The following is a 23,124-nucleotide window of genomic DNA, read 5'->3' on the forward strand; positions in this document are numbered from 1 at the left end:
TGGCCGCACACGCATCTCATGGGCGGCTGGAAATCTAGGAGGTGACGGCCCGGCGGGCCGCCTGTGGGTCCAGGCTCGCTCCGGCCGGGACCAGGCTCACCAGACCCGCCGGCAGCCGGACGGGACGGGTCTGCCCGTAGCCGAGCATGGCGGCGACCTCGGCGTCGGCGAGCACGTAGCGTCGGCCCAGGTCGGTGACCACGCAGAGCGCGCCGCCGGCGGCGCCCGGGGTCGCTGTCGCCTCGACCAGGGCGCCGCTGCCCGGCTCGACCAGCACGTGGTCGGCCACGGTCCGGCCGGCCGTCGCCGCGACGGTGGGCGTGGCGGCGGCCAGGTCGGGCAGGGTCGCGTCCAGGCGCAGGTCGACGCCGGTCGGGTCGTCGCCGACGAGGGCACAGAGCACCGGTGAGCCGGGGGCGGCCAGTCGGGGCGGCGCGGTCGGTGGCGCGTCGGGGCCGTCGGGCGCGAGATCGGGCAGCTTCGGCAGGGCGGCGAACCGCCCGAGGCTGATCTGCTCCGGTTCGCGTTGGCCGGTCCGGGCCAGTTGCAGGCCGGCCTGCAACTCGGTGACGCCGGCGAGGCCGTCGCGCAGCACCACCGCGTACTGTCGGCCGCCGCCGGAGTTGCTGACCAGCAGGACGTCGCCGATCCGGGCATCGACCACCCGGTCGGAGGGCTCCCCCAGGTCGGGCAGGTGCAGTGGGGCGAGGTCGAGCCCGGCGGGCACGGTGTTGAGCACGGCCGCGGCGACCGGGACGGCCCGGGCGCGGGTCGTGGCCAGCGCGGCCAGCACCCGGTCGGCGTCGCGGATCAGGTGCCGACGCTGCTGCCGTACCAGGTGCAGCCGCCCGCCCGGGTCCCGCAGGATCAACGCCTCGTCGCGCAGCGGCCGCCCGCCGGGGTCGCCGGTGCCGATCAGCAGCACCGACCGGGGATCGCGCCGGCCGGCCTGCGGGCCGGTGGAGCAGACCGTCCAGGGGGCGGCGGAGAGCCGGTCGGCCGCCGGCAACGAGTCGGGTGCGTCGGCGATGCCCAGGGGCAGACCACGGGGTACGCCGTCGATGGAGCGCCGCGACACGAGCACGGTCCTCGGCTGTTCGGCGCCGATGACCAGCAGCGCCGAGGTGTAGTTGGGCACTGGGTGCAACCGGTTGTCCCGGTAGACGAACCGGGCCCCCGATTCCTTCTCCACGATCACGGCGGCGGTGTCGCGCCACTTCGCCGCACCACCGGTGAACAGGCCGTAGAGGGCGAAGCCGCCCAGCCCGATGACCGCCACCAGGACGCTGGCCAGGCCCGCCCCGGCGAGCCGGCGAAACGGGGACTGCGCGGGGTCGGTCTCGCGCATCACCAGCGCGGCGACCACCCGCTGGAGGGTGAACTGGTAGGAGTGCAGCTGATCCTGCCGCGACGGCATCGCTTCCCTTCCGGCGATCTGATCGGCGCACAGAATATGCGGTGCGTCGATGTCTCGCCGACCGTCCGCCACGACGACGCCGCCGCACCGGCGGCTGCCAACCGGCATGAACCGGGCGTTACCGGGTAGCTGACCGGGCGGGCCGTCCGGATCGACCAGGCGGCGGGTTCGGGAGGTGGGAGATGCGCGCGCTGCTCTGGGTCGTCGGAGTCGTCGGAGGAATTATCGTCCTGCTCGGCCTGCTCCTCGAAGCGGTCCGCTGGCTGGTGATCATCGGCCTGGTCGCGCTCGCCGGGGTGATCATCCTGGCCTTCGTCCGGGGACGTCAGTCGGCCCACAACTATCCGAACCGCCACTGAGCTCAGGTCGACCCGATCGGGCATCCCGCGCCAACCGGGGCGTGGTCCTGCGGTGGCTACGACGCCCAGGCGGTGCAGACCGCCCGCGCGCCGCGCCACCGCAGACTGTACGCGGATCAGGTGCCGGCGGGAACGAGGGCCGGGGTCGGGTTCTCCTCGATGACGGCGGGCCGGCGACGGTTCGGCAGGGAGAGCCGGAAGATCTTCTTCCAGGCCGAGAAGACCTGCCGGGGCAGCGAGCCGGTGACGTACTTGAGGCCGTACCGGTCGAACAGGGCCCGCACCTCGGGGGCGATCTCCTGGTAGCGGTTGCTCGGCAGGTCGGGGAAGAGGTGGTGCTCGATCTGGTACGACAGGTTGCCGGTCATGATGTGCATCAGCCGGCTGCCGCTGATGTTGGCCGAGCCGAGCATCTGCCGCAGGTACCACTCGCCGCGGGTCTCGCCCTCGATCGACGTCTTCTCGAAGGTCTCCACCCCCTCCGGGAAGTGCCCGCACATGATCACGGCGTGGCTCCACAGGTTGCGGATCAGGTTCGCGGTGAAGTTGGCGGCCATGGTGTGGAAGAACGACGGACCGGACAGCACCGGGAACAGCACGTAGTCCTTGAGCACCTGGCGGCGCAGCTTGCGGCCGGTGGCCTTCAGGTTGGCGCGGAACTGCGGGTCGTTCTTGAAGCTGCCGTCCTTGAGCTTCTCGCGCAGCTCCAGGTCGTACGCGGCGATGCCGTACTCGAAGAAGCAGGCGTTGACGAAGTTGTAGAACGGCTGACCCAGGTGGGCCGGGTGCCAGGGCTGGTCCTCGTCGACGCGCATGATGCCGTAGCCGAGGTCGTTGTCCTTGCCGACGACGTTGGTGTAGCGGTGGTGCAGTTCGTTGTGCGACTGCTTCCACTGCTCGGCGGGGCTGACGTGGTCCCACTCCCAGGTCGTCGAGTGGATCTTCGGGTCGCGCATCCAGTCCCACTGGCCGTGCAGGATGTTGTGCCCGATCTCCATGTTCTCCAGGATCTTCGCCAGGGACAGCCCGGCGGTGCCGACGATCCAGGCCGGCGGGAACAGCGAGAACAGCAGCACGACTCGGCTGCCGACCTCCAGCTTGCGCTGGGTCGAGATGACCTTGCGAATGTAGGCGGCGTCCCGCTCACCCCGGTCGGCGATCACCCGTTCCCGGATGGCGTCCAGTTCCTTGCCGAGGGTTTCGATGTCCTCGGCGCTGAGGTGCGCGATCGGGTTGACGGCTTTCTTCTGGATGACGGTCACGTCGACGTTCTCCGATCAAATTTCGAGTTCACAGGCGCCGGCCGCGGCCGACACGCAGGTCTGCACGCGTACGCCGTCGCCCGGCAGGGCGGTGGTGAGCTGCCCGTTACGCAGGTCACGGACCGCGCCCTGGCGCATCGGCAGCACACAGCCGAAACAGATACCCATCCGGCAGCCCGAGGGCATCAACACTCCGGCGTTTTCTCCGGCGTCGAGAAGAGGGGTGCCGCCGTCGGCCTCGACGGTGACCGACGAGCGGGTGAAGGTGACCGTGCCGCCGTCACCGGCGGTGATGATGGTCGGCCGGAACCGTTCGGTGTGCAGCCGGTCCGTGACGCCCCGCGCGGCCCAGTGCTGCTCGACGGCGTCCAGCAGACCGATCGGGCCACACGCCCAGGTCTCGCGTTCGCAGTGGTCGGGCACCAGGGTGTCGAGCTCGGCCACGTCCAGCAGGCCGTCGACGGTGGTGTGCCGCTCCACCAGCCGGATGACACCGCGCGCGGCCAGGTCACGCAGCTCCGCGCCGAACACCACGTCGGCCGAGGTCGGCGCGGAATGGATCAGCACCACGTCGCTGCCGGCCAGGGCGCCGCTGCGCAGCATCCCGGCGACCGGGGTGATGCCGCTGCCGGCGGTGAGAAACAACACCCGCGACGGCGCCGGCTGGGGCAGGACGAAGTCACCGATCGCCTGGTCGAGCTGCACGATGGTGCCGGGGCGTACCCGGCGCACCAGGTAGTTGCTGACCACCCCGTCGGGGATCGCCTTCACTGTCACCGTGATCGGGTCGGTCCGTCCACCCGGCGCTGACGTCACCGAGTAGGCCCGCCACAGGCGTACGCCGTCGACGTCGACACCGAGTCGGATGTACTGTCCGGGCACGTGGCCACGCCAGCTGCGGCCGGGCTGGATCACCACGGTCGCCGCGTCCGGGGTCTCCGGGCGTACGGCGACGATGCGGCCGCGCAGGTCGGCGCCGGCCCGCAGCGGCGCGACCATGTCGAGGTAGTCCGCGGGCAGTACCGGCGTGGTCACCGTCTCGGCGAGCCGCCACAGGCGGCGCCGGAGGGACCCTTTCGCACCCGGTGGCGGAACGGTGGCGGTCATATAACGATGGTCGCGGCCTGCTGGCATAAAATCTTGGCCAGCGAAGGTAAAGCGATCCATCCCTTTTGTGCGGGGAGAACAACGTGGCGGACATTTCCGGCACCACTCATCGGGCATCCCGCCTCGAACTGGAGCAGCGGGTGGCCCGCGAGCTACGTGACCGGCTGCCGCTGGTCGCCGCGCAGACGGTCAGCGCGATCACGGCTGAGGTGCCCAGCTACTCCGGCACCCTGACCGGGCAGATGCGGGACAAGATCGAGAACGCGGTGCAGATCGCGTTGGGTACGTTCCTGCAACTGCTGGAACGCCCGCAGACCAGCGCGGCCAGCACCCCGTTGGTGCCGGCGCTGGAGGCGGCGTACGCGCTGGGCAGCGGTGAGGCCCGCTCCGGTCGCAGTGTGGACGCGCTGCTGGCCGCCTACCGCATCGGCGCCCGGGTCTCCTGGCGGGAGATGGCCGCGGCCAGCGTGGCGCTCGGGCTGCCCGCGGCCACGGTGGCGGAGTTCGCCGAGCTGATGTTCGCCTACATCGACGAGCTGTCCGCGGCCAGCGTGGCCGGGCACGCCGACGAGTTGGCAAGCGCCGGCCGCGCCCAGCGCCGCAACCTGGAACGGCTCACCCAGCAGCTGCTCGCCGGTGAGCCGGAGGAGGTGCTGCTGCGCAGCGTCGAGCGGGCCGGCTGGCCGGTCCCGGAGACGCTCACCGTCGCCCTGCTGCCGCAGGCCAAGCTGCGCGGCGCGCTCGCGCTGCTCGACGAGCACACCTTGGAGAGCAGCGAGGAGCTACCCGCCGGTGAGCCCGGCGAGGAGAGGGCCGTGCTGCTGGTGCCGGACATGCACGGGGACCGGCGTCGCCAGCTCGCCCGGGTGCTGCACGGCCGCCGCGCGGTGCTCGGCCCGGCCCGCCCGTGGGCGCACGTCAGCTCGTCCTACCGGCGGGTGGTCCGGGTGGTCGGACTGGGCATCGCCCAACCCCCCGACGGTGAGCCGCTGGACACCGACCGGCATCTGGCCGAGCTGCTGCTCAGCGCCGACATGGAGGCCCTGACCGACCTGCGCGCCCGGGTCCTGCAACCGCTGGCCGACCTGCCCTCGGCCACTGCGGAACGGCTCGCCGAGACGCTGCGTTCCTGGCTGCTGCACCAGGGTCGACGCGACGACATCGCCGCCGACCTGTTCGTGCACCCGCAGACGGTGCGCTACCGGATGGGACAACTGCGCCAGCTCTACGGCGACCGGCTCACCGACCCGCGCAGCGTGCTCGACCTCACGGTCGCGTTGGCGCTGCCGACCGGAATCGCCACCGCGAGCTGACGGGCGGGACCTCATTCCAGGGTGCGGGGTCCGAGCAGGCGGATCTCCTCGACGTCCAGCCGCGCCTCCAGCTCACGTTGGACGGCGTCGTCGATCTGCCGGCGGTCCCGCAGCCGGGTGATCTCGCGCCGCTTGTGGTCGAGCGCCGCCAGGCGCAGCTGGTGTTCGGCCTCCCGGGCGGCCGCCGTCTCGTCCTCCGGGTCGGACTGGAGTCCGTCGAGGTGGCTCTCGTACTCGTCCTGGATGCGGCGCATGGTGTCCGGGTCGGCGCCGACCCGGTCGGCGAGGTCGGGCAGGGCGTGCAGGGTCTGCTGGATCGCGTGGCGTTGCGCCTGCCGCTTCTCGTCGGTGCGGTCCGGATCCCCGGTCAGCTTGGCCCAGCTCATCAGCAGCGGCAGGGTGGTGCCCTGCACGAGCATGGTCAACAGGATGACTGCGGCGACGAAGAAGATGATCAGGTCGCGCTCGGGGACCGGCTGGCCGTTGATGGTGAGCGGAACGGCGAGCGCCGCCGCCAGGGAGACCGCACCACGGAACCCGGCCCAGCCGGCCACCGTACGGACCCGCCAGTCGACCCGCCGGTCGCGGTGGACCTTGCGCCAGTCCACCAGGCGCAGGATGAGGGCCATCAGGTGCACCCAGAGCATGCGTACCGCCACCAGCACCACGGCCACCACCACCGCGATGAGGAGGGCGCGGGTCAACGCCAGGCTGGTGACCTCGCGTACCGCCCGGGGGATCTGGAGCCCGACCAGCACGAAGAGGCCGCCGTTGATGAGGAAGGTGGTCAGGTCCCAGAACGACAGGGCCAGTACCCGGGAGCGGGCCCGGATCACCCGAGGGCTGGCGTAGGCGAGGATCAGCCCGGCGACCACCACCGCGAGCACCCCGCTCTCGTGGACGGCCTCGGCGAGGAAGAACGCGGCGAACGGGGTGAGGACGCTGACCGCGCCCTCCCGCAGCGGATCGTCCAGGTGCTTGCGGATTCCGATCACCACGATGCCGACCAGCAGCCCGGCCGCGATGCCGCCGAGGAAGGACAGGCCGATCCGCTCGACCAGTTCGAAGGCGTTCGGTGCGGCCCCGCCGCCGAGCAGGCCGAGTGCCACGGCGAACAGCACCAGAGCCGTACCGTCGTTGATCAGGCTTTCGGTGTGCAGGGTGGTGAGCAACCGCCGGGGCATCTGCTTGGCCAGCCCGGCGACCGCCGCCGCGTCGGTCGGGGCGAGCACCGCGCCGAGCACCCAGGCCACCGCCGGGTCGATGCCGAAGCGCTGCACGACCAGGGACACCCCCACCATCGTGACGCCGACCAGCACCACCGCCAGCATGGCGATCACCGTGATGTTCGCCCGGACCTCACGCAGGCTGGTGGTCAGGCTCTCCCGGTAGAGGATGGCCGGCAGGAACAGCAGCAGCACCACCTCCGGCGCGAGCATCACGTGGGAGAACGGCGGCAGCAACCCCAGCAGCGCACCGAAACAGATCAGCAGCACCGGTGGGGCGACCCGGTACCGTCCGCCGACGGTCGTGCCGATCAGCACGGTGATCCCGAGAACGATGATCAGCAGCAGTTCCTGCACGTCGCCCCCTGTTCGTCGCCCACCACATGGTGGTACGCCGAACGCCCTCACCGGGTCGATTCGCCAGCTAACCGCGCAGGCCGGCGGCCCTACCTGCTACCGGCGTCAGCCCGGGTGGCGCTGCCGGTCACCGGCGGGAGCCGGCGGCCAGGTCCTCCTCGATCCGGCGGGCGGTGGCCAGCAACGGTGGCAGCAGTTCCCGGCGGATCGCGTCGAAGGTGCCACGGCTGGCGTGGGCGGAGACGTTGACCGCGGCGATCACCGCGCCGTCGTCGCCGTGGATCGGGGCTGCCAGCGACCGCAGCCCCTCCTCCAACTCCTGGTCGACGATGGCGTACCCCTGGCCGGCGATCCGGTTCAGGGTGGTGCGCAGCTTCGCCGGGTCGGTGATGGTCCGCCGGGTCAACTGTCGCAGTTGCGCCGTGGCGAGGTAGTCGTCCAGCCAGTCGGCCGGCTGGGCGGCCAGCAGCACCCGCCCCATGGAGGTGGCGTACGCGGGGAACCGGGTGCCGACGCTGATCCCGACCGTCATGATCCGCTTGGTGGGCACCCGGGCCACGTAGACCACCTCGTCGCCGTCGAGGACGGACACTGAGCAGGACTCGTGCACCTGCGCGACAAGCGCCTCCATGTGCGGTTGGGCGACCTCCGGCAGGCTCAGGCTGGACAGGTAGGCGTAGCCGAGGTCGAGGATGCGCGGTCGCAGGGCGAACAGTCGCCCGTCGGTGTGCACGTAGCCCAACTCGACAAGGGTGAGCAGGAACCGGCGGGCGGCGGCCCGGGTCAGTCCGGTGGCGCGGGCCACCTCGCTGAGGGTCAGTTGCGGGTGTTCGGCGTCGAACGCGCGGATCACGGCCAGGCCCCGTTCCAGGGACTGGACGAACTCCCCCGATCGCGCCGCGTCGGTCACTGGGCCTCCTGCCGCAGGGTTTCCTGAGCCACCTTGAACGCCCGGTTCGCGGCCGGTACGCCAGCGTAGACGGCCACCTGGAGCAGCACCTCGCGGACCTCCTGCGGGGTCAGTCCGTTGCGCAGCGCGGCGCGGACGTGCATCGCCAGTTCCTCGTCGTGGTGCAGGGTGGCCAGCACGGCGAGGGTGATGCAGCTGCGGGTGCGCCGGTCCAGGCCGTCCCGGGTCCAGATCTCACCCCAGGCGTACCGGGTGATCAGGTCCTGGAAGTCGGCGGTGAACTCGTCGGTGCCGGCCACCGCCCGGTCGACGTGCGCGTCGCCGAGCACCTGCCGGCGTACGGCCATGCCGGCGTCGTGTCGCTGCTTGTCGGTCACGGGTTCGTCCCGCCTTCCGGCTCGAAGTGGGCGCGCAGCAGCAGGGCCACAGCGGCGGGCTGTTCGACGTTGGCCAGGTGCGCGGCGTCGTCGACGACGGCCAGCCGCGCGGCCGGGATCCGTTCGGCGATGTCGGCGGCGTGCTCGGGTGGGGTGGCCGGATCGTCGGCGGCGCCGATCACCAGGGTCGGTGCGCGGACGGCCGCCAGGTCGGCGCGCAGGTCCATGGCGGCGATCGCCTCGCAGCAGGCGGCGTAGCCGGCCGGCGGGGTGGCGGTCAGCATGTCCCGGTAGCCGGCGACCGTGTCGGGTCGGGCGGCGGCGAAGCCCGGGGTGAACCAGCGGGACACCACGGTGTCGGCGATGGTGCCCAGCTGTCCGGCGCGGACACCGGCCGCCCGGGCCCGCCACACCTGCGCCGGGCCCAGGCGGGCCGAGGTGCAGAGCAGGGCGAGCCGGTCGATCCGCTCGGGGGCGTGCGCGGCCAGCCACATGCCGACCATGCCGCCGAGGGAGAGCCCGGCGTAGTGCGCGGACCCGACCCCCAGGTGGTCGAGCAGCCCCAGCACCTCCCGGCCGAGCAGGTCGATGGTGTACGGCCCGGGCGGCACCGGTGAGCCGCCGTGACCGAGGTGGTCGTAGCGGACCACCCGGAACCGGCCCGCCAGGGCGGCCACCTGCGGCTGCCACATGGCCCCGGTGGTGCCCAGGGAACTGCCCAGCAGCAGCACCGGCGCGTCCGGCGGCCCGTCGATGGTGGCGTGCAGTGTCATCCGGTCCCCCGCTCGTAGGCGTCCAGGGCGCGGTCGACAAGCGCGGCCGTGCTGCCGAGCCAGCCGGCCGGGTCCAGCGCCGCGTCGACGTCGGCCTCCGACAGGTGGGCCCGTACGTCCGGGTCGGCGAGCAGGGCGTCCCGGAAGGAGGCGGCGGTGGTGGCCCGGGCGACCAGGTCGTGTGCGGCGGCGCGGCCCAGCGCCGGTGCCAGCCGGGTGGCGACGGCCTCGGCGAGCAGCAGGCCACCGGTGGCGTCGAGGTTGGCCCGCATCCGCTGCGGGTGTACGCGCAGGTTGCCCAGCATCCGGGCGGTACGGGCGGCCGCCCCGCCGGCGAGGTGCAGCAGGTCGAGCAGGGGTTCCCATTCGGCGTGCCAGCCGCCGGTGGCCCGTTCGTGCTCCTGACCGGCGGCGGCGAACAGGGTGCCGACGAGTCCGGGGCCGCGGCGGGCGGCGGCGGTGACCAGCACCGAGTCGACCGGGTTGCGTTTGTGCGGCATGGCCGACGAGCCGCCGCGCCCCGGACCGCCCTCGGCGACCTCGCCCACCTCGGTCTGGGCGAGCAGGCCGACGTCGAGGGCGATCTTGCCGGTGGCGGCGAGCAGCCCGCCGAGCGCGGCGGCCAGGTCGAGCACCGGCTGACGTCGGGTGTGCCAGGGCAGCGGGCCGGCCGCCAGGCCCAGGTGGGCGGCGAAGCGGTCCGCCACGACCAGGCCGCTGCGCCCGTACCCGGCGAGGGTGCCCACCGCCCCGCCCAACTGTGCGGGCAGCGCGGCGCGTGCCTGCGCCAGCCGGGTCCGGGCGTCGTGCAGGCCGAGCAGCCAACCGGCCGCCTTGAGTCCGAAGGTGGTGGGGGCGGCCTGCTGGCCGAGGGTGCGGGCCACCATGACGGTGTCGCGGTGGGCGCGGGCGAGGCCGGCGGCGGCGGCGGTGGCGGCGTCGAGGTGGCGCAGCAGCGGCACGCCGGCCCGGGTGACCACCAGGGCCAGGGCGCTGTCGAGGATGTCCTGGCTGGTCGCGCCGTGGTGCACCCAGGCGCGGGCCGGTGGCGCGACGGCGGCGGTCAGCTCGCGGACCAGCGGGACGACGGGGTTGCCGGCGGCCTCGGCGGCCGTACCGAGCGCCGCCGGGTCGTACCGGTCGGCGTGGCAGTGCCGGGCGATCTCGTCGGCGACCGGCCCGGGCAGCAGACCGGCGTCGGCGCCGGCCCGGGCGAGCGCCGCCTCGGCGTCGAGCAGCGCCTGCAACAGGTGACGGTCGTCGAGTTCGGCGTCGACGTCGACCGCGCCGGACAGGCCGCGCAGCAGCGCCTCAGACGGCGAAGAAGACGGTTTCATGCTCTCCCTGCAGGCGGATGTCGAACTGGTAGCCGTCGGCGGCCGGGCGGGCCACGAGCGTGTCGCGGCGGCCGGGGTCGACGGTACGCAACACCGGGTCGGCGGCGTTGGCCGGCTCGTCCGGGAAGTAGATCCGGGTGACCAGGCGGTGCAGCAGCCCCCGGCCGAACACCGACAGGTTCAGGTGCGGCGCCTCGGTCTCGCCGTCGGGGGTGGGCAGCGGTCCGGGCCGTACGGTGTGCAGCGCGTACCAGCCCTCGGCGTCGGTGTCGGCGCGACCGAAGCCCCGGAAGCCGGGCACGGTGGCCGCGCGGGCGCCGCGCGGGTCGTCGGGGTGGTCGAAGTGCCCGTCCGGGTCGGCCTGCCAGCTCTCCACCATCGCGTCGCCGACCGGGGTGCCGGTGCCGTCGACGATCCGGCCCCGGATCCAGAACGCCCCCGGGGTGCCCTCGGGCACCACGTACGGGCCGTCCGGCCAGCTCAGACCGATGTGCAGGTACGGCCCGACGGTCTGGGCGGGCGTGACGCCCAGGCGCTCACTCATCGTCGTCCTCGTCCTCGAAGGGGGTGGCCTCCCGGCCCCGCAGCACGATGTCGAACCGGTAGGCCAGCGCCCACTCCGGTCGGGTGGCGGCGTGGTCGTAGCGGGCCACCATCCGCTCGCGGGCCTGCGGGTCGCGGACCGAGTTGAAGATCGGGTCCTGGGAGAACAGCGGGTCGCCGGGGAAGTACATCTGGGTCACCAGGCGCTGGGTGAACGCCCGACCGAACAGCGAGAAGTGGATGTGCGCGGGCCGCCAGGCGTTGTCGTGGTTGCGCCACGGGTACGCGCCGGGCTGCACGGTGACGAACTCGTAGCACCCCGCCTCGTCGGTGAGGGCACGCCCGACGCCGGTGAAGTTGGGGTCCAGTGGCGCCGGCCAGTTGTCGACGGCGTGCCGGTACCGGCCGGCGGCGTTGGCCTGCCAGATCTCCACCAGGGTGTGCGGCACGGCCCGGCCGTCGCCGTCGACCACCCGACCGTGCACGATGATCCGCTGCCCCTGGGGCTCGCCGTCGTGCTGCCGGGTCAGGTCGTGGTCGAGTTCGCCGAGGCGTCCCTCGCCGAGCAGCGGGCCGGTGATCTCGGTGAGCCGCTGCGGCAGGTAGGTCAGCGGCTGCTGCGGCGCGCGGATGACGGTGGACTTGTAGCCGGGGCTGAGCAGCGGCGGGTGGGCCTCGACGTCGTCGCGCCGGTAGCCGGGCAGCAGCAGCGCCCGGGTGGTCTCGTTCATCGGTGTCCCTTCCGGCGTCCGGTGCATCAGTGTGCGGTTTTCTTGGTGGCTTCCAGGGCGCGCAGCACGGTGAGTTCGTCGGTGGTCGGCGGCTCGCCGGTGCTCACCTCGTCGGCGACGGCCAGCGGCCAGCCGGTGGCGGCACGGACCTGGTCGACGGTGACGCCGGGATGCAGCCGGGTGAGGGTGAGTTCGCAGGTCACCGGGTCGGCGGTGAGCACACCCAGGTCGGTGATGACGGTCTTCGGGCCGCCGCCGCGCAGCCCGAGCCGTTCCCGGTCGCCCGGACCGGAACCGTACCCGACAGAGGTGACGAAGTCGACGCGGTCGATGAACGTACGCAGGCTCTGCCGGACGATGACCACCACCTCACCGCAGGAGGCGGCGATCTCCGGGGCGCCACCGGCGCCGGGCAGGCGGACCTTCGGGTCGGTGTAGTCGCCGCCGATGACCGTGGTGTTGATGTTGCCGTATTTGTCGAGTTGGGCGGCGCCGAGGAACCCGACGTCGATGCGGCCGGGTTGCAGCCAGTAGTTGAAGACCTCGGGTACGGAGACCACGGCGTCGGCGGTGTCGGCGAGGACACCGTCGCCGATGGACAGCGGCAGCCGGTCGGGTTTGGCGCCCAGGCAACCCGACTCGTAGATCAGCACGAGGTTCGGGGCGTGGGTGACCCGGGCCAGGTTGGCCGCGGTGCTGGGCAGCCCGATGCCGACGAAGCAGGCGGTGCCGTCGCGCAACTGTCGGGCGGCGGCCACGGTCATCATCTCGTCGGCACTGTAGTCGGCGCTCACGCCGGCACCTCCACGTCGAGCACGTGCCGGGCGATCCACTCCTCGAAGCTGGCGCGCTCCCGGCTGATCGCGTCCCAGGCCCGGTAGAAGTCGTTGTCCCGCACCGAATAACCCTGGGTGTACGACGGGTGCGCGCCACCGGGCACGTGCGCCACGGCGGTGACCGCCCAGCCCGGCAGGATCACCTGCCCGGGTACCGGCTCCAGATCCTCGACGATCTCCTCGACGGTGACAAGTGACCGCCGCGCGGCCAGCACCGCTTCCTTCTGCACCCCGGTGATGCCCCACATCTGCACGTTGCCGGCGCGGTCGGCGCGTTGGGCGTGCACCACTGTCACGTCGGGTCGCAGGGCGGCGACGGCGGTCAACGTCTCCCCGGTGAAGGGGCATTCGATCGGGCGGATGTTGGCGGTGTGCCGGGGCAGGTCGGTGCCGGTGTAGCCGCGCAGCACCGCGAACGGCAGGCCGCTGGCGCCGGCGACGTACCGGTTGGCCATCCCGGCGTGGCTGTGTTCCTCCAGTTCCAGCGGCATCGGCCAGGAGTTCTGCACGGCGTCGCGGAACCGGTGCAGGGAGCCGACGCCGGGGTTGCCACCCCAGGAGAAGACCAGCCGGCGGGCACAGCCGGCACCGATGAGCTGGTCGTAGATGACATCGGGGGTCATCCGGACCAGGGTCAGATCGCGCCGTCGCTGTCGGATGATCTCGTGGCCGGCGGCGAACGGGATGAGGTGGGTGAAGCCTTCCAATGCCACCGTGTCCCCGTCGCGGACCAGCTCCGCGACGCCGTCGGCCAGCGAGACGAGCTTCGCCATCAGCTTCCGCCCTCCCGGGTCCAGGACCGCCGCCGGTGTTCGGCATGCGGACTCGCGTACACATCTCGAACGTAGTGGCCCGGGCCGAGCTCCGTCAACGCGTCGGATTCCGGTGCGCGGAATGTCCGGGGCATCCGTTGACTGGCCCGACGGCCCGTGCCATGTTCTGAACGAGAACGATCGTTCGTTTTCCGAACAGCCTGTGGAGCGCTCCTTCGGACCACACCCACCCCGCAAGGAGGATCACCATGTCCCTGCTCGACACCGGCGCCTGGCACGGCACGCTCTACAGCGACGGCTGGGTGGAGGCGGCCGGCGGCACCGCCGCGGTCCGCTCCCCCGCCACCGGCGAGGAGATCGGGCGGGTCGGCCTGGCCGACGCCACCGACGTCGCCCGTGCCGCCGCGCGGGCCGCCGAGGCGCAGCGCGCCTGGGCCGCCACCAGCTACCAGGAACGGGCCGCGGTGCTGCGCCGGGCCGGTGCGCTGTGGGAGCAGCACGCCGCCGAGGTCGGCGACTGGCTGGTCCGCGAGGCGGGGTCGATCCCGCCGAAGGCCGGCGTCGAGACCAGCACCGCCGCGCAGGAGTGCTACGAGGCGGCAGCCCTGGCCTCGCGTCCGCTGGGCGAGATCATCCCGAGCGCGCAGCCCCGCCTGAGCCTGGCCCGACGGCTGCCCGTCGGCGTGATCGGGGTGATCGCGCCGTTCAACTTCCCGCTGATCCTGGCCATCCGCTCGGTCGCGCCGGCACTGGCGCTGGGCAACGCGGTGGTGCTCAAACCCGACCTGCGTACGGCCGTGTCCGGCGGGTTGACGCTGGCCGCCGTCTTCGCCGAGGCCGGGCTGCCCGACGGGCTGCTGCACGTACTGCCCGGTGGGGCGGACACCGGTGCGGCGCTGGTCGCCGACCCGCACGTACGGGTGATCAGCTTCACCGGGTCGACCGCCGCGGGCCGCAAGGTCGGCGAGGCCGCCGCCCGGCACCTCAAGCGGGCCCACCTGGAACTCGGCGGCAACTCCGCCCTGGTGGTGCTCGACGACGCGGACCTGGACCTCGCCGTCTCCGCCGGCGCCTGGGGTTCCTTCCTGCACCAGGGGCAGATCTGCATGACCACCGGCCGGCACCTGGTGCACGCCAGCCTCGTCGAGCGCTACGTCGAGGCCCTCGCCGAGAAGGCCGACCACCTGCCGGTCGGTGACCCGGCCAAGGAGCGGGTGGCGCTCGGGCCGATCATCGACGAGACCCAACGCGACAAGATCCACGCCTTGGTCACCGCGAGCGTCGACGCGGGTGCGCGGTTGGCCGCCGGTGGCCGCTACGACGGGCTGTTCTACCGCCCGACCGTGCTCGCCGACGTCACCCCGGCCACCCCGGCGTACGCGCAGGAGGTCTTCGGGCCGGTCGCGCCGGTGCTCAGCTTCACCGACCTGGACGAGGCCGCCGCCCTGGCCGCCGACACCGAGTACGGCTTGTCGCTCGGCATCCTCAGCCGGGACGTACCGAAGGCGCTGGCCCTGGCCGACCGGATCCCCAGCGGCATCGTGCACATCAACGACCAGACGGTCAGCGACGAGGCGGTGGCCCCGTTCGGCGGCGTCCGCGCCTCCGGCACCGGCTCCCGCTTCGGCGGCGGGGCGGCCAATGTGGAGGCGTTCACCGAGACGCAGTGGTTGACCGTGCAGGGTGACATCACCCGTTACCCGTTCTGAGTCGGAGGCAGCGATGGCGGGCGGCAGCCGCTCCCCCGGCGCGTCGGTGACCTCGCGGGTGCTGGCCGTGCTCGGCGCGTTCGACGCGGCCCATCCGGCGTTGACGCTCAGCGACATCGCCCGGCGCAGCGGCCTGCCGTTGGCCACCACGCACCGGCTGGTCGCCGAACTGGTGACCGGCCGGGCGTTGGCGCGCGGCGTCGACGGCACCTACCGCATCGGGGTACGGCTGTGGGAGATCGGGCTGCTCTCGCCGCTGCACGGCCAACTGCGCGAGGTGGCGCTGCCCTACCTGCAGGAGCTGTACACCACGGTCCGGGAGAACGTGCACCTGGCGGTCCGCGACGGCGACGAGGCGCTCTACGTGGAGAAGGTCACCGGGCACCGCGCGGTGCCGACCGTCTCCCGCGCCGGGGGCCGCCTGCCGCTGCACGCCACCGGGGTCGGCAAGGCGCTGCTGGCGTACGCCCCACCGGAGGTGATCGCCGCGCACCTGCGCGGGCCGTTGCGCCGCTGCACCCCGTACACGATCACCGAGCCGGGTCGACTGGCGCGTGAGCTGGCGGCGATCCGCGACCGCGGCTGGGCGCGGACCCACGAGGAGATGACCCTCGGTTCCTGCTCGGTCGCGGTCGTGGTGCCGGGGCCCGACGGCACGGCGCTGGCCGCGATCGGTGTCGTCGGGCACAGCCTGGGCACCGCGCCGCAGCGACTGGTCCCGGCGCTGCGGGCGGCGGCCGACCAGGTGGCGGCCCGGCTCGCCGACGAGCCGCACGCGACGCAGCGCGCCACCGCCTGACCGGCGCAGGTTGGCCTTCCACTGGGTGGAAACCGACAGCGGCGGGCCGGGGCGGCAGCGGGCAGGCTGAGGCGGTGGGAGACGGCGACGAGGTCGCCGACGAGCAAGGAGGCACGGATGCGTACCCAGGTCGGCATCGTCGGAGCGGGACCGGCCGGTCTCATGCTGTCGCACCTGCTGCACTTGCAGGGCATCTCGTCGGTGGTGCTGGAGAGCCGCAGCCGCGACTACGTGGAGCACCGGGTACGCGCGGGCGTGCTCGAACAGGGCTCGGTCGACCTGCTGCGCGCCACCGGCCTGGGTGATCGGCTGGACCGGGAGGGCCTGCGGCACGAGGGCATCGAGCTGCGCTTCGACGGCGAGTCGCACCGGGTGGCGATGACCGAGCTGACCGGCCGGGCGATCACCGTGTACGGGCAGCAGGAGGTGGTCAAGGACCTGATCGCCGCGCGGCTGGCCGCCGGTGGCACGATCCTGTTCTCCGCCGAGGCGACCCGACTGTCCGGCCTGGAGTCGCCGTCGCCGGTGGTGCACTACCGGTACGAGGGGCGCGACGAGGAACTGCACTGCGACTTCGTGGTCGGCTGCGACGGCTTCCACGGGGTGAGCCGCTCGGCGGTCCCCGACGGGGTGCTGCACACCTACGAACGCACCTACCCGTTCGCCTGGCTGGGTGTCCTGGCCGCCGCCGCGCCGGCGGTCGACGAGCTCATCTACGCCCACCACGAACGGGGTTTCGCCCTCTACAGCATGCGCTCGCCGGAGATCTCCCGGCTCTACCTGCAGGTTCCGGCGGACGAGGACATCGCCGACTGGCCCGACGAGCGGATCTGGGCCGAGCTGCGGACCCGGCTGGAGACCGTGCCGGGCTGGAGCCTCAACGAGGGGCCGATCCTGGAGAAGGCGATCACCCCGCTGCGCAGCTTCGTGGTCGAGCCGATGCAGTGGCAGCGGCTGTACCTGGCCGGCGACGCCGTGCACATCGTGCCGCCCACCGGCGCGAAGGGCATGAACCTGGCTCTGGCCGACGTGGCGCTGCTCGGTGACGCCTTCGCCGCCTGGTACGCCGACGGTCGCACCGATCTGCTCGACGACTACTCGCGTACCGCCCTGCGTCGGGTCTGGCGGGCTCAGCAGTTCTCCTGGTGGATGACCTCGATGCTGCACCGCCTCGACGCCGACGACCCGTACGAGGCGAAACTCCAGTCGTCGGCGCTGCGCTACCTGACCACCTCCCCCGCGTACGCCACCAGCCTCGCCGAGAACTACGTCGGCCTGCCGGCGGTCTGAACGGGCGGGAACCGGAGTGGACTGCTGTCCGACTAGGTACCCGTAGCGGCGGGCGTCCGGGCGAGACGCAGCATCACTGACCCGAAGGGCACGGGCCAGGCTACCTGAAGGCCCCTACTCCGATCGGAAAAGTGCATGTCTCTGACCGACGTCTCCGGCCCGCCGGAGTCCGCTCCCGAGCCGTCCACTGTCGAGTCACCGTCGAGCCGGCCGCAACGGCGGTCGTCCCCGCTGGCGGCGCTGCTGGTACGGCTGCACTTCTACGCCGGCATCCTGGTCGCCCCGTTCCTGGTGGTCGCCGCGTTGACCGGCCTGGCGTACACCGTCACGCCGCAACTGGACCGGGCGTTGCACGGTGACCAGCTGATCGTGACCACGAGCGGCGAGCAGCCACGACCACTGGCCGAGCAGATCACCGCCGCGCGGGCGGCCCACCCGGACGGCAGCCTGGTGGCCGTGTCACCCGGCACCGCGGACCGTACGACAGCTGTGGTGTTCGCGTTGCCGGAGTTGGGCGACCGGCAGCACACCGTCTACGTCGACCCGTACACCGGAACGGTCGCCGGGCAGTTGACCACCTGGTTCGGTTCCACCCCGGTCACCACCTGGCTGGACGACCTGCACCGCAACCTGCACCTCGGTACCGTCGGCCGGCACTACTCGGAGATCGCCGCGAGTTGGCTGTGGGTGCTGGCGCTCGGCGGTGTCATCCTGTGGTGGCGTCGCCGCGCCACCGGGCGGGGACGGGTGCGGCACCTGCTGGTGCCGGACCTGTCGACCGGGCGCGGAGTGCGCCGGACCCGCGGCTGGCACGCCACTCTCGGCGTCTGGCTCGCCGTGGGCCTGCTGGTCCTCTCGGCGACCGGGCTGACCTGGTCCCGGTTCGCCGGAGGCAACTTCTCCGCCGGCCTGACCGCGCTCGACGCCGCCCGCCCGACCCTGTCCACGAGTCTCACCGCCGCTCCCGCTGACGGTGGCGGGGAACACCACCACGGCGGCGGACCGTCGCCGACCGCCGATCCGGCGACCTTCGACCGGGTGCTCGCGGTGGCCCGGGACGCCGGGCTGGACGGCCCGGTCGAGATCAGCCCGGGTGAGGCCGGCGACGCCTGGGTGGTCGCCCAGACCGACAACACCTGGCCGGTCGGCTGGGACCGGGTCGCCGTGGACCCCGAAGCCGGTACGGTGACCGCGCGCAGCGACTTCGCCGACTGGCCGCTGCTGGCCAAGCTCAGCGCGCTCGGCATCCAGGCGCACATGGGTGTGCTGTTCGGCCTGGTCAACCAGATCCTGCTCGCCGCCCTCGCGATCGGTCTGCTCTGCGTCATCGTCTGGGGCTACCGCATGTGGTGGCAACGCCGCCCCACCCGGGTCGACCGGCGGGCCCTCGTCGGCGTCCCGCCTGCTCGGGGTGCCCTGCGCGGGCTGCCGTGGTGGGCGCTGCTGCCCGGTGTGCCGCTGGTCGCCGCGCTGGGCTGGGCCCTGCCGTGGTTCGGTGTGACGCTGCTCGGCTTCTTGGCCGTCGACGTGGCCCTGGGCCTGGCGGCCCGACGACGCGCGGACCGCCGGCCGGTGACGTCCGCCGGCTGATCGCCGACGCCGTCTCGGCGCGATGGTGGCTTCGGGCGTACCCGGTCACCGCCATCGCGCCGAAACGGAGTCGATCACCACGGTTGCGGGTCAGTCGACGACCGGGCTGCGCCGTTCCAGCAGCGTGACGTCGCGCCAGCGGCCGTGGTGGCGGGCCACCCGCTCGCGGACGCCGACCACCCGGAATCCGGCCCGACGGTGCAGGGCCAGGCTGGCGGTGTTCTCCGGGAAGACCGCGGACTGGATGGTCCAGATGCCCGCCGCCTCGGTCGAGGCGATCAGGCCGTCGAGCAGCAGCCGGGCCACTCCCCTGCCCTGTGCCGCCGGGTCGACGTAGACGGAGTGTTCCACCACACCGGCGTACACCGGCCGGGTCGAGGTGGGCGACACGGCGACCCAACCGAGCACCGCCCCCGCCTCGTCGACCGCCACCAGCCGGTGCGCCGGCAACCGCCCGGCGTCGAAGGCCGCCCACGTCGGGGCGACGGTCTCGAAGCTGGCCTGTCCACCGTCCAGCCCTGCCTGATAGATCGCCAGCACCCGGTCGGCGTCCGCGGCCGTCATCGGCCGCAACACCACCTCGGCCATCGGCCCCCGCTCTCGTTCGCTCCGTACCTGTTCAGGGTCGGTCTCCGGGGTCCGGAACGCGCCCGCACCTCACCGTACTCCGGCACCTCACGGCGTAGATCATCGGCAGCACGCCGGCCCGCCGCCGAGGGGTTCTCGACAGCGGGCCGACATGGTGCAGGGCAGGTCGGGTCAGCGTTCGGTGAGGTAACTCTCCACCGCGTCCGCTGCCTTGGTGGTGCCGCCGTTGGCCCGTACCTCGGACCGGGCCTCGGTCAGGCGGCCGCGCAGCGCCGTGTCGTCGGCGACCGCGTCGACGGCCGCGCGCAGTGTCTCGGTGGTGACCTCCTCGGCGGGCAGCAGCCGGCCGAGACCGGCGTCGGCCAGCTGTTGCGCGTTGGCGAACTGGTCGACCGCCTGCGGGATCGCGACCGTGGGCACCCCGAACCAGAGCGCCTCGGTGCAGCCGCCCATGCCGGCGTGGGTGACGAAGGCCGAGGCGTGGGCCAGCACCACCAGTTGCGGCACCCGGCGATGCACCTCCACGTTGCCGGGCAGCGGTCCCAGGTCCGCCGGGTCGACCTTGTCGCCGATGGCGATCACCACGTGCCACGGCGAGTCGGCGAACCCTTCCAGGCAGGCCCGGTACACCGGCAGTTGGTCGTTGTACGCCGTACCGAAGGAGACCAGCAGGACCGGCCGCCCGTCGGTGGGCGGCGTCCACCCCGGCTCGGTGAGCCGGGCCGGGTCCAGGCACGGGCCGACGAAGCGGACCGTCTCCGGCACCCGGTCGGCGTTCGGTTGCATCACCCGTGGGATGAGCGACAGCACCCGCTGCGGGAACGTGACGAAGGTACGCGAATCCTGGTGGATGCCGTGGTCGGCCAGCCAGGCGTCGAAGGTGGCGTAGTAGTCCCGCCCGGACGCCGAGGAGGTCAGCGCGGTGAAGAACTCGGCCATGTCCTGCTGGTAGCCGGTCCAGGCGACCATCGTCGGTGACAGTTGCACCGCCGGCACGCCGTACCGTTCGCCCAGCAGCGGGCCCGGTAGCCCGCCGATGTCGTAGAGCACGAGGTCCGGCTGGTCCGCGTCGTAGCGTGCGGTCACCTGCGGCAGCACCGCGATGCCCTCGTCGAGGAAGAACCGCATCGCGGTGGCCGGGTCCTCCGGCCACGGCGTGTCGCCCTGCGGCAGGATCGTCGGGTGGGCGATGGGCTCGGCGCCGGTCGGCGCGACCAGGCCGGTGAGTGGTTCGCCGACCACGTAGGTCACCCGGTGTCCCCGGTCGACCAGTTCGCGGATCAGCGCCAACGAGGGGTAGATGTGGCTCGGCGCGGTGCAGCCGACCATGGCGATATGAGCTGGTTTACGCATTCGAGATAGGTCCCGTCGAGTCGGAGAGACGTGTGTCATCCGAGGGTCGAGGCGACGCGGACCGGACCCGGGCCACTCACCGAGGCGAGGGCGTCACCGGGTCGACGAGGCACCGGTCAACGACCGGTGCGACGCGCGCCGCCTCAGGCGGAACGCAGGCGCATGAAAGCGATGATCATGCGTACGACCCTAGTGCGGCAGATCAGACCCGTCAAACCGGAAACGCCGGTACGTCTTGTCGGCCGCGGACATCAGCCGGTACTGTCCCGACAATAGCCACCGATCAACCCGCCGCCACCCCGACCGGCCGGCATCTGCTCTGGTTTCGGCGGCCCGCCGTGGACTGGCAGTCCCAGGCCCTGCCGATCGGCAACGGACGCCTCGGTGCCAGGCTCTTCGGCCAGCCCGACCACGAACGCATCCAGTTCAACGAGCAGAGCCTGTGGGGCGGGGTCGACGGCTACGACAACGCCCTGGCCGGGCAGCCCGACGACGTGTTCGACCCGAGCATGACCGGCTTCGGCTGCTACCTGGCCTTCGGTGACCTGCACCTGCGCTTCCACGCTCACCAGCAGCCGGATGTCGACTACCGACGGGCGCTGGACCTGGAATCCGGCATCCACACCACCCGCTTCGGCGCGCCCGGTCGAGGCGTCCGGCGGGAGGCGTTCGCCAGTCGTACCGCCGACCTGCTGGTCTTCCACTACACGGCCGAGCGGGCCGACGCGCTCGACTGCGACATCACCCTGACCAACGCACAGGACGCGACCGCGACCGCCGACGCCGCGACCATCGCCTTTCGCGGCACGCTGGGCAACGGGCTGCGGTACGCCGCGGCGCTCCGGGTGGCGGCCACCGACGGGCAGGTCAGAGCCGACGGCCAGGGGTTGCGGGTACAGTCGGCGACCCGGCTGACGCTGCTGCTGGACGCGCGTACCGACTACCGGCTCGACGCCGCCGCGCGGTGGCGGGGCACGGATCCCGAGCCGGCGGTACGCGCGGCGCTCGACGCGGCGGCCGGGCAGCCCTACGCCACGCTGCGCGCCGCACATCGGACGCAGAGCAGGGCGGTGGCCGACCGGGTACGGGTGAGCTGGGGTGCCAGCCCCGACGAGGTCGTGGCGTTGCCGACGGACGAGCGGCTGGCCCGCTACCGCGCAGGCGGCGTCGACCCGGAACTGGAACAGACCATGTTCGTGCTCGGCCGGTACCTGCTGCACAGCTCCTCGCGGCCCGGTGGCCTGCCCGCCAACCTGCAAGGGCTGTGGAACGACAGCAACCAGCCGCCCTGGGCGGCGGACTACCACACCAACATCAACGTCCAGATGAACTACTGGTGCGCCGAGAGCACCGACCTGGGCGACAGCCATCGGGCGCTTGTCGAGTTCGTCCGGCAGGTGGCGGTGCCGAGCCGGGTCGCCACCCGCAACGCCTTCGGCGCGCACACCCGAGGTTGGACGGCCCGCACCAGCCAGAGCATCTTCGGCGGCAACTCGTGGCAGTGGAACACCGTCGCCAGCGCCTGGTACGCCCAGCACCTCTACGAACACTGGGCCTTCCAGCAGGACGTCGACTACCTGCGCGACACCGCCTACCCGATGATCAAGGAGATCTGCGAGTTCTGGACCGACCGGCTGGTCGACGACGGCACCGGCCACCTCGTCGCGCCGCAGGGCTGGTCGCCGGAGCACGGCCCGCGTGAGGACGGCGTGCCGTACGACCATCAGATCATCCGGGACCTGTTCCAGAACTACCTCGACTGTGCCGCCGCCCTCGACGTCGACCACGACTACCGGGCCATCGTCGCCGACCTGCGTTCCCGGCTCGCACCGGACCGGGTCGGGCGGTGGGGTCAGCTCCAGGAGTGGCGAGCCGACCGCGACGACCCGGACGACCGGCACCGCCACACCTCGCACCTGTTCGCTGTTTATCCGGGCCGCCAGATCACCCCGGCGGGGTCACCGGAACTCACGGCCGCCGCGCTGGTGTCGTTGACGGCCCGCTGTGGTCGACGCGACGGCGGCCCGGTCAGCGACGCCACAGTCACCGGCGACAGCCGCCGGTCGTGGACCTGGCCCTGGCGGGCGGCGATCTTCGCCCGGCTGGGCCAGGCGCAGCAGGCGTGGGCCATGCTCCGCGGGCTGCTGCGGCACAACACCCTGGACAACCTGCTGTGCACCCACCCGCCGATGCAGCTGGACGGCAACTTCGGCGCCACCGCGGCGATCGCCGAGATGCTGCTGCAGAGCCACGACGGCACCATCCACCTGCTGCCGGCACTGCCACCACACTGGACCGACGGCAGCTTCGCGGGGCTGCGGGCCCGGGGCGGCTACCGGGTCGACTGTGTGTGGCGGGCGGGCCGGGTCACCGACTTCACGGTCACCGCCGACCGCGCGCCCCACCGCGACCCGGTGGCCGTCCGGGTCGACGGGCGGGACGTGCTTGTCGAGCCGGCACCCGGCTGACCGGTC

The 23,124-nt window shown here is 72.6% G+C and carries 21 protein-coding genes; 7 read left to right on the top strand and 14 right to left on the bottom strand.

Annotated features, from left to right (window positions below):
• Positions 1–34: 34 nt before the first annotated feature.
• Positions 35–1,417: a type VII secretion protein EccB gene (gene eccB, locus JMF97_RS09715; RefSeq protein ID WP_203221238.1), complete on the bottom strand. Its 1,383-nt coding sequence runs from the start codon at positions 1,415–1,417 to the stop codon at positions 35–37.
• 182 nt (positions 1,418–1,599) lie between these two features.
• Here eccB and JMF97_RS09720 point away from each other — a divergent pair, with 182 nt between their 5' ends.
• Positions 1,600–1,776 carry a hypothetical protein gene (locus JMF97_RS09720; RefSeq protein ID WP_203221239.1) on the top strand — a complete coding sequence of 59 codons (177 nt, stop codon included), beginning with the start codon at positions 1,600–1,602 and terminating at the stop codon, positions 1,774–1,776.
• Between the two features lie 116 nt (positions 1,777–1,892).
• On the opposite strand, the gene JMF97_RS09725 is transcribed toward JMF97_RS09720, so the two are convergent.
• Both JMF97_RS09725 and JMF97_RS09730 read right to left on the bottom strand, forming a co-directional pair.
• Positions 1,893–3,038: a fatty acid desaturase family protein gene (locus JMF97_RS09725; protein WP_203221240.1), complete on the bottom strand. Its 1,146-nt coding sequence runs from the start codon at positions 3,036–3,038 to the stop codon at positions 1,893–1,895.
• 15 nt (positions 3,039–3,053) lie between these two features.
• Entirely contained in the window at positions 3,054–4,145 is a 1,092-nt protein-coding gene (locus tag JMF97_RS09730) for a ferredoxin reductase (RefSeq protein ID WP_203221241.1), read from the bottom strand.
• A gap of 83 nt (positions 4,146–4,228) precedes the next feature.
• Between JMF97_RS09730 and JMF97_RS09735 the strand changes: the two genes are divergently transcribed.
• A complete protein-coding gene (locus tag JMF97_RS09735) occupies positions 4,229–5,458 on the top strand; it encodes a PucR family transcriptional regulator (RefSeq protein WP_203221242.1) in 1,230 nt (409 codons plus the stop codon).
• A gap of 11 nt (positions 5,459–5,469) precedes the next feature.
• Here the strand turns inward: JMF97_RS09735 and JMF97_RS09740 are convergent, their stop codons facing one another.
• The 9 genes from JMF97_RS09740 to JMF97_RS09780 form a co-directional block, all read right to left on the bottom strand.
• A complete protein-coding gene (locus JMF97_RS09740; protein ID WP_203221243.1) occupies positions 5,470–7,041 on the bottom strand; it encodes a Na+/H+ antiporter in 1,572 nt (523 codons plus the stop codon).
• A 127-nt stretch (positions 7,042–7,168) separates the two neighbouring features.
• Positions 7,169–7,951 carry an IclR family transcriptional regulator gene (locus tag JMF97_RS09745; RefSeq protein ID WP_203221244.1) on the bottom strand — a complete coding sequence of 261 codons (783 nt, stop codon included), beginning with the start codon at positions 7,949–7,951 and terminating at the stop codon, positions 7,169–7,171.
• Positions 7,948–8,328, bottom strand: a complete 381-nt coding sequence (pcaC, locus tag JMF97_RS09750) for a 4-carboxymuconolactone decarboxylase (protein ID WP_203221245.1) — start codon at positions 8,326–8,328, stop codon at positions 7,948–7,950. The genes JMF97_RS09745 and pcaC overlap by 4 nt, the downstream gene beginning before the upstream one ends.
• Positions 8,325–9,101, bottom strand: coding sequence for a 3-oxoadipate enol-lactonase (pcaD, locus tag JMF97_RS09755; RefSeq protein WP_203221246.1), 777 nt, complete (start codon positions 9,099–9,101; stop codon positions 8,325–8,327). Before pcaD ends, pcaC begins: the two co-directional genes overlap by 4 nt.
• Entirely contained in the window at positions 9,098–10,438 is a 1,341-nt protein-coding gene (gene pcaB / locus JMF97_RS09760) for a 3-carboxy-cis,cis-muconate cycloisomerase (protein WP_203221247.1), read from the bottom strand. The genes pcaD and pcaB overlap by 4 nt, the downstream gene beginning before the upstream one ends.
• Positions 10,413–10,982, bottom strand: a complete 570-nt coding sequence (gene pcaG / locus JMF97_RS09765) for a protocatechuate 3,4-dioxygenase subunit alpha (protein WP_203221248.1) — start codon at positions 10,980–10,982, stop codon at positions 10,413–10,415. The genes pcaB and pcaG overlap by 26 nt, the downstream gene beginning before the upstream one ends.
• Positions 10,975–11,712, bottom strand: a complete 738-nt coding sequence (gene pcaH, locus JMF97_RS09770; protein WP_203221249.1) for a protocatechuate 3,4-dioxygenase subunit beta — start codon at positions 11,710–11,712, stop codon at positions 10,975–10,977. Before pcaH ends, pcaG begins: the two co-directional genes overlap by 8 nt.
• Positions 11,713–11,738: 26 nt before the next feature.
• Positions 11,739–12,506: a CoA-transferase subunit beta gene (locus JMF97_RS09775; RefSeq protein WP_203221250.1), complete on the bottom strand. Its 768-nt coding sequence runs from the start codon at positions 12,504–12,506 to the stop codon at positions 11,739–11,741.
• Positions 12,503–13,321, bottom strand: a complete 819-nt coding sequence (locus JMF97_RS09780) for a CoA transferase subunit A (protein ID WP_203221251.1) — start codon at positions 13,319–13,321, stop codon at positions 12,503–12,505. The genes JMF97_RS09775 and JMF97_RS09780 overlap by 4 nt, the downstream gene beginning before the upstream one ends.
• Positions 13,322–13,569: 248 nt before the next feature.
• On the opposite strand from JMF97_RS09780, the gene JMF97_RS09785 reads away from it, so the two are divergent.
• The 4 genes from JMF97_RS09785 to JMF97_RS09800 all read left to right on the top strand — a co-directional run bounded on the left by JMF97_RS09785 (position 13,570) and on the right by JMF97_RS09800 (position 18,709).
• Complete coding sequence (locus JMF97_RS09785; RefSeq protein WP_203221252.1) at positions 13,570–15,030, top strand: benzaldehyde dehydrogenase; 1,461 nt, start codon at positions 13,570–13,572, stop codon at positions 15,028–15,030.
• Positions 15,031–15,043: 13 nt separating this feature from the next.
• Complete coding sequence (locus JMF97_RS09790) at positions 15,044–15,829, top strand: IclR family transcriptional regulator (RefSeq protein ID WP_203221253.1); 786 nt, start codon at positions 15,044–15,046, stop codon at positions 15,827–15,829.
• Positions 15,830–15,946: 117 nt separating this feature from the next.
• Positions 15,947–17,119, top strand: a complete 1,173-nt coding sequence (locus JMF97_RS09795) for a 4-hydroxybenzoate 3-monooxygenase (protein ID WP_203221254.1) — start codon at positions 15,947–15,949, stop codon at positions 17,117–17,119.
• Positions 17,120–17,254: 135 nt separating this feature from the next.
• A complete protein-coding gene (locus JMF97_RS09800; protein WP_203221255.1) occupies positions 17,255–18,709 on the top strand; it encodes a PepSY-associated TM helix domain-containing protein in 1,455 nt (484 codons plus the stop codon).
• 90 nt (positions 18,710–18,799) lie between these two features.
• Here JMF97_RS09800 and JMF97_RS09805 read toward each other — a convergent pair whose 3' ends face one another.
• Positions 18,800–19,297: a GNAT family N-acetyltransferase gene (locus JMF97_RS09805; protein ID WP_203221256.1), complete on the bottom strand. Its 498-nt coding sequence runs from the start codon at positions 19,295–19,297 to the stop codon at positions 18,800–18,802.
• A 171-nt stretch (positions 19,298–19,468) separates the two neighbouring features.
• Complete coding sequence (locus JMF97_RS09810) at positions 19,469–20,650, bottom strand: macrolide family glycosyltransferase (RefSeq protein ID WP_238359048.1); 1,182 nt, start codon at positions 20,648–20,650, stop codon at positions 19,469–19,471.
• Positions 20,651–20,682: 32 nt separating this feature from the next.
• On the opposite strand from JMF97_RS09810, the gene JMF97_RS09815 reads away from it, so the two are divergent.
• Positions 20,683–23,118: a glycoside hydrolase family 95 protein gene (locus JMF97_RS09815; RefSeq protein WP_307816845.1), complete on the top strand. Its 2,436-nt coding sequence runs from the start codon at positions 20,683–20,685 to the stop codon at positions 23,116–23,118.
• The last annotated feature ends 6 nt before the right edge of the window (positions 23,119–23,124 follow it).

This window comes from Micromonospora fiedleri, from assembly GCF_016774385.1.
Classification (GTDB): domain Bacteria; phylum Actinomycetota; class Actinomycetes; order Mycobacteriales; family Micromonosporaceae; genus Micromonospora; species Micromonospora gifhornensis.

Excerpts from the sequence above, each read along its gene's own strand:
- eccB (WP_203221238.1), bottom strand. The coding sequence starts at position 1,417 with ATGCCGTCGCGGCAGGATCAGCTGCACTCCTACCAGTTCACCCTCCAG.
- JMF97_RS09720 (WP_203221239.1), top strand. The coding sequence starts at position 1,600 with ATGCGCGCGCTGCTCTGGGTCGTCGGAGTCGTCGGAGGAATTATCGTC.
- JMF97_RS09730 (WP_203221241.1), bottom strand. The coding sequence starts at position 4,145 with ATGACCGCCACCGTTCCGCCACCGGGTGCGAAAGGGTCCCTCCGGCGC.
- pcaD (WP_203221246.1), bottom strand. The coding sequence starts at position 9,101 with ATGACACTGCACGCCACCATCGACGGGCCGCCGGACGCGCCGGTGCTG.
- pcaB (WP_203221247.1), bottom strand. The coding sequence starts at position 10,438 with ATGAAACCGTCTTCTTCGCCGTCTGAGGCGCTGCTGCGCGGCCTGTCC.
- pcaG (WP_203221248.1), bottom strand. The coding sequence starts at position 10,982 with ATGAGTGAGCGCCTGGGCGTCACGCCCGCCCAGACCGTCGGGCCGTAC.
- pcaH (WP_203221249.1), bottom strand. The coding sequence starts at position 11,712 with ATGAACGAGACCACCCGGGCGCTGCTGCTGCCCGGCTACCGGCGCGAC.
- JMF97_RS09780 (WP_203221251.1), bottom strand. The coding sequence starts at position 13,321 with ATGGCGAAGCTCGTCTCGCTGGCCGACGGCGTCGCGGAGCTGGTCCGC.
- JMF97_RS09785 (WP_203221252.1), top strand. The coding sequence starts at position 13,570 with ATGTCCCTGCTCGACACCGGCGCCTGGCACGGCACGCTCTACAGCGAC.
- JMF97_RS09790 (WP_203221253.1), top strand. The coding sequence starts at position 15,044 with ATGGCGGGCGGCAGCCGCTCCCCCGGCGCGTCGGTGACCTCGCGGGTG.
- JMF97_RS09795 (WP_203221254.1), top strand. The coding sequence starts at position 15,947 with ATGCGTACCCAGGTCGGCATCGTCGGAGCGGGACCGGCCGGTCTCATG.
- JMF97_RS09800 (WP_203221255.1), top strand. The coding sequence starts at position 17,255 with ATGTCTCTGACCGACGTCTCCGGCCCGCCGGAGTCCGCTCCCGAGCCG.
- JMF97_RS09805 (WP_203221256.1), bottom strand. The coding sequence starts at position 19,297 with ATGGCCGAGGTGGTGTTGCGGCCGATGACGGCCGCGGACGCCGACCGG.
- JMF97_RS09810 (WP_238359048.1), bottom strand. The coding sequence starts at position 20,650 with ATGCGTAAACCAGCTCATATCGCCATGGTCGGCTGCACCGCGCCGAGC.